Source organism: Pseudomonas sp. P4_C3, assembly GCF_056402075.1.
Genome location: NZ_JBFUIC010000268.1, coordinates 1 through 5,611, shown reverse-complemented (window position 1 = coordinate 5,611; position 5,611 = coordinate 1). Strand labels below are relative to the sequence as shown.

The following is a 5,611-nucleotide window of genomic DNA, read 5'->3' as shown; positions in this document are numbered from 1 at the left end:
GTTGAAAAGGTCGCCGAGGTCGAGCAGGTCCTGTTGAACAGACATAAAAAATCCGATGCCAGAGGTCTGGCATCGGATTTTCGGGGAAGCCCGGCTGGGACTCAAATACTTAAGTGAACAGCATTACGCTGAAACAGCGGGGCTTTTTTATCCCTTTTTTCGGTGCAGGTCTGGATAAATCTCGCCAAGGTCGCTATCGGGACAATGCCCGTGGTGGAAACGGGCAAGATGGACTCGACCCGTTTTCTGCCGTGCGGCAAAAAACGGTCATATTTTTGTCATGACAGTTGCGCAAGCTCGGCTCTGTCCGTCGATAACAGGTTGATAACAACAAGGACGACCACATGCCAACGCAAAACCCGCACCGCATCGTCGGTCTGTGCACCTCCAGCAAGGTCTACAACGCACTGACCGAACTCAAGCACCTTGAAGGCCATCGCAGCGCCAAGTTTCTCTCGCTGCTGACGCAAAGCCTGGTGCGCAAGGGCCTGCTCAACGAGCAGGAAGTGGTTCATATGCTCGATCAGGTGGTCAGCTGACCGACCAACGGTCGTTTGCCCCCGCTGGCATCAATGACCACTATCGAAAGCGTTGATTACCCCTCATGGCACACGGACCTTAAAGTAGCTCCACAGATTGATGGAGGTACTTGTCATGTCCAAGGTTCAGATCATGTCCGTTATCGGCAGCGCGGTTCCCCCACAGCTCAGGGAGCTGGGCATGCTCGCCTGCTGGTACCTCGTGCAGGACGGCGTGCCAATCAGCGGCCCGCTCACTTCGCTGCCCGCCGCCCAGGCATTGTCGCAACGCATCGGCACCGGCCAGTCCGGCAGGCTCAGCGCCTAAGGCAGCTGCACCCGAGGTTTGGTTTCAATGAAAATGGCCCAGCTCGACATGAACAGGGCCGTGATCAACGGGCCGATGACAAAGCCGTTCAGGCCGAAAATCGCCAGGCCGCCGAGGGTCGAAATCAGGATCATGTAGTCCGGCATCCTGGTGTCCTTGCCCACCAGAATCGGTCGAAGCACGTTATCCACCAGGCCGATCACGAAGACCCCGAACAATCCCAGCACCACGCCCTGCCAGATCGCCCCGGTGAGCAGGAAAAACACCGCCACTGGCGCCCAGACTATTCCCGCCCCCACCGCCGGCAGCAGGGACAGAAACGCCATCAACACCGCCCAGAGCAATACGCTGGGGATGTCCAGAAACCAGAAAATCAGACCGCCCAGTGCGCCTTGCGTGATAGCCACCAGCAGGTTGCCCTTCACCGTGGCCCGCACCACACGATTGAACTTGAGCTGCAAACGACGTTTCTGCTGTTCCTGCAACGGCACCGCCAGACGCACCTTGCGTGCCAGTTCTGCACCGTCGCGCAGGAAGAAAAACAGCAGGTACAGCATGATGAAAAAACTGACGACGAACTCGAAGGTACCCTGGCCAAAAATGAAGGCCTGCGCCGCCAGCTCCTGACCGCCGGTCATCGCGCTTTTGACGATTTTCTCTCGCAGCCCGTTCAACTCGCCCATGCCGAAGCGATCCAGCAGATGCTGGAAATACGGCGGCAGGCTGTGCTTGAACTGCGACACGTACCCGGCAATATCGAGTTCGCCGCTCTCGACGCTTTTGTAGAGTGCCGCGCCCTCCTGAACCAGCAAGGCGCTGATGATGATCACCGGCAGAATCGCAATCACCAGGCAAATGCTCAATGTGCACAGCGACGTGAGGTTGCGTTGCCAGCCGAACTTCTCTTGCAGCCGGCGCTGCAGTGGCGCAAAGACGATGCCGAGGATCACCGCCCAGAACACCGCGCCGTAAAACGGCAGCAAGATCCAGATGAACGCAGCGCTCACCAGCACCAGCAAAACCGTCAGTGATTTGTCTTGTAGGGGCGTTTCGTTCATGTCCGATCCGTGCCAGAGAGGACGAAAAACTTCCGCCCTGATATTTAGTCCACTACGGCTCGCGCGAGTGCCATCGGTTTGTTGAACAAGCATAGATCCAGGTCAATAAACCCTCGCCACCGAACGTTTACCCTGCGCGGCTTTTGCGACCKACTCCGCCATGAACCTCTCCGCGCCAGAACTGCTCGCCCCCGCCGGCACCCTGAAAAACATGCGTTACGCCTTCGCCTACGGCGCCGATGCCGTGTACGCCGGTCAGCCGCGCTACAGCCTGCGGGTGCGCAACAACGAATTCGATCACGCCAACCTGGCTCTGGGCATTCGTGAGGCACAGGCTCAAGGCAAGCGCTTTTACGTGGTGGTGAATATCGCGCCGCACAACGCCAAGCTCAAGACCTTCCTCAAGGACCTTGAACCGGTGATCGCCATGGCCCCGGATGCGCTGATCATGTCCGACCCTGGCCTGATCATGCTGGTGCGTCGGCACTACCCGCAGATGCCGGTCCACCTTTCGGTGCAGGCCAATACGGTGAACTGGGCGAGCGTCGAGTTCTGGCAACAGCAAGGCCTGAGCCGGATAATCCTGTCGCGGGAGCTGTCGCTGGAAGAAATCGCCGAGATCCGCGAACAGGTGCCGGCCATGGAGCTAGAGGTGTTCGTGCACGGCGCGTTGTGCATGGCCTATTCCGGGCGCTGCCTGCTGTCGGGCTACATGAACAGGCGCGATGCCAATCAGGGCAGTTGCACCAATGCCTGTCGCTGGAAATATTCAGCGCAACCGGCCACCGAAAATCAGCTCGGCGAGATCGTCCAGACATTCGATCCCGAACCGACCCTGGGCATCGGCGCGCCTACCGACCAGGTGTTCCTGTTGCAGGAAGCCGATCGTCCCGGCGAACAGATGCCCGCCTTCGAAGACGAGCATGGCACTTACATCATGAACGCCAAGGACCTGCGCGCCGTGCAGCACGTCGAACGCCTGACGCACATGGGCGTGCACTCCCTGAAAATCGAAGGCCGGACCAAATCGCACTTTTATTGTGCGCGCACCACCCAGGTCTATCGCCGCGCCATCGACGACGCCGTGGCGGGCCGGACCTTCGACCGCGGCCTGATGACCGACCTGGAATCCCTCGCCCAGCGCGGTTACACCGAAGGTTTTCTGCGCCGGCATGTGCATGACGAGTACCAGAACTACCAGAACGGCAGCTCGGTGTCGGAGCGCCAGCGGTTTGTCGGTGAACTGACGGGCCAGCGCCGGGATCGACTGGCCGAGGTCAAGGTGAAGAACCGCTTCGGCCTGGGCGACCACATGGAACTGATGACGCCCAAGGGCAACTTCCACTTCGATCTGCATCAGTTGCAAAACGCCAAGGGAGAAGCGATCGAGGTTGCACCGGGCGATGGGCATACGGTGTATTTGCCGATACCGGATGCGGTGGATCTGGAGTTTGGGCTGTTGATGCGGGATGTGGGTGTGAACTGATCTTCAAATACACACATAACCCTGTGGGAGCGAGCTTGCTCCGGGCGGCGTTCCGACGATTGCGGTCTGCCAGTTAACATTGCTGTGACTGATCGATCGCTATCGCGAACAAGCTCGCTCCCACAAGGGACCGAGTCACCTTGCAGAATTTCATGCACAAGGACTCAACATGCTTGCCCTGCCATGGATCGACCTGGCCCTCCTCTCCCTCGGCTACGGGCTCGCTTTAATCTACGGCCAACTCGGCTGGCTGGCCGCGATCTCCGTAGTGTTGTTGCTGTTCGCCGGTTTCGCAGTCCGCCAGCAAAAACTCCCCATCGCTCGCTACCTCGGCCACGGCTTGTTCATCTTCATGGCCCTGGCGCTGGCAATGCATTGGCTCCCCGGTTTCTACAATGGTCGCGGCATCGATCCTCAGCGACTCACCGACGATGGCGTGCCATTTTCCATGTACCTGAATCAGGACAAACCCCTGATTGGCTTCTGGCTATTACTGGTCTGCCCGTGGATTGTCGGCCGGCGTTCGTTGCGCCTTTCCATCTATGCCACCGCTATCGCGCTGCCCCTGAGCGCCGTGCTGGCCCTGGGTGGCGCGCTCTTGCTGGGTGTCATCAGTTGGGCACCGAAATGGCCGGACCACGCATGGCTGTGGGTGCTTAATAATCTGCTGCTGGTGACGCTGGTGGAGGAAGCGCTGTTTCGCGGCTACATCCAGGGCAGTCTGAGCCGGTGCTTCAAAGACCTGCCCTACGGCGAAAACCTGGCCCTTCTACTGGCATCGCTATTGTTCGGCCTGGCGCATGTGGGCGCAGGCTGGCAGTGGGTGTTGCTGGCGAGCCTGGCGGGGATCGGTTATGGCTTGGCCTACCGTTTCGGCGGGTTGGGTGCAGCCATTGCCACCCACTTCGGTTTGAATCTGCTGCACTTCGGATTGTTCACTTATCCAATGTTGGCCGGGTAGCGACCCATCGACTAAAAACACTAACCGGACCAGGTGCCATCAACTGCTTCGGGCGCTGATTTTCGCATCTGCAATCGCCCTCCCGATAACTGCGCATCGATGTTATAAATCATTCAAATGCCGACGAGATTTTGGCACCACCATTGACAACACCCAATAAACACTGAACGAAACCGTTTTTTTTACGCTTGACCAGTCCGTTTTTACAGTTATATTTCGTCAGGCACTGCTCGGGAACCAATCGCCTTGACTACTGTCTTGCGCTGCGTTTAACCTCCCGCCCCACGAATGGAAGCGAACCGTTCTACACGACGGCGTCCTCTGAAAATGAATTCTGGCAACGCGTTTATCGCGCCGTTGTACTGTGCGGTAAATCATGCTGAAGCCTCGCTCTTCCCTCCAAATCAAAAAATCCGTCATTTTTGCCCTGGTGCTGCGTGAAGCGCGTTCGCGTTTTGGCGACCGGCGCATGGGCGCGAGCTGGACACTGATTGAACCGATTGCCCACCTGTTGATTCTGAGCGTAGCGTTCACCCTGATTCGCGGCAGCACCGTCGCCGGCATCGATTTCCCGGTGTTCGTCCTGGTCGGACTTGCACCATTCCTGCTGTTTCGCAACACCGCTTTGCGCTTGATGAACAGCCCCAAGGAAAACCGCTCACTGTTTGCCTACAAACAGATCAAGCCGCTGGACACCTACATCGCCCGGGTTCTGGTGGAGTTCAGCATTTCCGCGAGCGCATACGCCATCCTGGTCTTCGGTTTTGCATGGTACGGCTTCGACATGTCCATCAAATCCCCCATCGAGTGGATGCTGACCATCCTTCTGGGCGTCCTGTTCTCCTTTGGCCTGGGCATGTTGCTGTCACTGATTGCCCACGCCATGCCCAGCAGCACCCTCTTTCTGCGGATGATGTTCTTCCCGCTGTACTTCCTCTCGGGCGTACTGATTCCCGCCGCCTACCTGCCTCACGCCATGCTGCCACTGCTGCTGCTCAATCCATTCCTGCACCTGCTGGAACTGATCCGTGCCGAAATCTTCCCGCACTACGTTCCGGTCGATGGTGTGTCGGCGCACTACGTCATCGCGTTCACCCTGGTCTTGCTGTTCGTCTCCCTTGGTACGTACCGGGTTCGTCGACTGCATTTGATCTCTACCAAGAACGGCTAACCGCAGGCTTCCCGTGTTCGAGCTCAGAAATATCACCAAGTCTTACCTGACCCCCAAAGGTCGCCGGCACGTTTTCCGCGACCTGTCAC

The 5,611-nt window shown here is 58.3% G+C and carries 6 protein-coding genes; 5 read left to right on the top strand and 1 reads right to left on the bottom strand.

The annotated features are described in order from the left end of the window. Window positions 1-344: 344 nt before the first annotated feature. Complete coding sequence (locus AC1DVH_RS25265) at window positions 345-539, top strand: hypothetical protein (RefSeq protein WP_008052996.1); 195 nt, start codon at window positions 345-347, stop codon at window positions 537-539. A gap of 115 nt (window positions 540-654) precedes the next feature. Then, complete coding sequence (locus AC1DVH_RS25260) at window positions 655-846, top strand: hypothetical protein (RefSeq protein ID WP_477756105.1); 192 nt, start codon at window positions 655-657, stop codon at window positions 844-846. On the opposite strand, the gene AC1DVH_RS25255 is transcribed toward AC1DVH_RS25260, so the two are convergent. Then, window positions 843-1,904, bottom strand: coding sequence for an AI-2E family transporter (locus AC1DVH_RS25255; RefSeq protein WP_477756104.1), 1,062 nt, complete (start codon window positions 1,902-1,904; stop codon window positions 843-845). The genes AC1DVH_RS25260 and AC1DVH_RS25255 overlap by 4 nt on opposite strands. Window positions 1,905-2,064: 160 nt before the next feature. Between AC1DVH_RS25255 and trhP the strand changes: the two genes are divergently transcribed. The 3 genes from trhP to AC1DVH_RS25240 all read left to right on the top strand — a co-directional run bounded on the left by trhP (window position 2,065) and on the right by AC1DVH_RS25240 (window position 5,522). Next, entirely contained in the window at window positions 2,065-3,390 is a 1,326-nt protein-coding gene (gene trhP / locus AC1DVH_RS25250) for a prephenate-dependent tRNA uridine(34) hydroxylase TrhP (protein ID WP_477756103.1), read from the top strand. 169 nt (window positions 3,391-3,559) lie between these two features. Then, complete coding sequence (locus AC1DVH_RS25245) at window positions 3,560-4,351, top strand: CPBP family glutamic-type intramembrane protease (RefSeq protein ID WP_477756102.1); 792 nt, start codon at window positions 3,560-3,562, stop codon at window positions 4,349-4,351. A gap of 376 nt (window positions 4,352-4,727) precedes the next feature. Further along, a complete protein-coding gene (locus tag AC1DVH_RS25240; protein WP_477756101.1) occupies window positions 4,728-5,522 on the top strand; it encodes an ABC transporter permease in 795 nt (264 codons plus the stop codon). The last annotated feature ends 89 nt before the right edge of the window (window positions 5,523-5,611 follow it).

What these genes read in the sequence shown, in the direction of transcription:
- AC1DVH_RS25265 (WP_008052996.1), top strand. Translation starts at nt 345, where the DNA reads ATGCCAACGCAAAACCCGCACCGCATCGTCGGTCTGTGCACCTCCAGC.
- AC1DVH_RS25260 (WP_477756105.1), top strand. Translation starts at nt 655, where the DNA reads ATGTCCAAGGTTCAGATCATGTCCGTTATCGGCAGCGCGGTTCCCCCA.
- AC1DVH_RS25255 (WP_477756104.1), bottom strand. Translation starts at nt 1,904, where the DNA reads ATGAACGAAACGCCCCTACAAGACAAATCACTGACGGTTTTGCTGGTG.
- trhP (WP_477756103.1), top strand. Translation starts at nt 2,065, where the DNA reads ATGAACCTCTCCGCGCCAGAACTGCTCGCCCCCGCCGGCACCCTGAAA.
- AC1DVH_RS25245 (WP_477756102.1), top strand. Translation starts at nt 3,560, where the DNA reads ATGCTTGCCCTGCCATGGATCGACCTGGCCCTCCTCTCCCTCGGCTAC.
- AC1DVH_RS25240 (WP_477756101.1), top strand. Translation starts at nt 4,728, where the DNA reads ATGCTGAAGCCTCGCTCTTCCCTCCAAATCAAAAAATCCGTCATTTTT.